1 protein-coding gene and 1 pseudogene are annotated in these 653 nt (G+C 44.3%); one reads left to right on the top strand and one right to left on the bottom strand.

Translation table 11 applies throughout. The annotated features are described in order from the left end of the window. Positions 1–111, top strand: a pseudogene (locus R7R78_RS27055) (phosphotransferase); the annotation flags it as partial. Here the strand turns inward: R7R78_RS27055 and R7R78_RS27050 are convergent. Further along, on the bottom strand, positions 108–653 hold a 546-nt coding region (locus R7R78_RS27050), incomplete at its 5' end, for a LysR substrate-binding domain-containing protein (RefSeq protein ID WP_225474727.1). The pseudogene R7R78_RS27055 and the gene R7R78_RS27050 overlap by 4 nt on opposite strands.

The raw sequence follows: 653 nt of genomic DNA, 5'->3' as shown, positions 1-653 counted from the left end.
AGATTTCAAGCCAATTTGGAAGAGGGACATCACATCGCGTATTTGCAAGATATCGATTATCTGCGTCAACATCACCAAGCGATTACTTTGGGCATGCTAAAAGAACGTTAGTTTGCAATCACGTGTTTAATCTTATCAAATAACCATAGATTTAACGGTGCGTGTTGCTGTGAACGCCGACAACTCATCACGTAGCTGACAGTCAATTCTAAGCGGTTCGGTAGTGCGATACTTCTGCATCCCTGCGGGACATGGTCACTCATCGTGATACCGAAATGATCGGTTTGAAGGATGATTTTGTGGATCATCGCTGGGTGTTCTATTTCCACTTTTGGCGACGCATTAAAGCCAATGTTCTTCAAGCGTTCCAATAGAGGGTATCGGTAGTCATTCCATCCTGGTGTTTTGAAGAGTAAAAAGGGGTAGAGCTGCAAGTCATCAAAATCTTGTGCGGGGTGATCTTTGCGAACAAAAAAGACGGCCTTTCCTTTTCCCAACTCTTTTTGTGCGACCGATTGAGGTAAGTCCTCATCAAAGTAGTGGATTGCGACCGCATTTTCACCATCTATTAAACGGTTTTTAGCCTCGTTTCCCCAGCGCAGAAACGAAAATTTGGCTCGAGGTGCTTGTTTTAGCAGGCTCAAGTAAAGCTC

The organism is Vibrio sp. 2134-1 (assembly GCF_033339495.1).
This window is presented reverse-complemented; position numbering and strand designations above follow the sequence as displayed.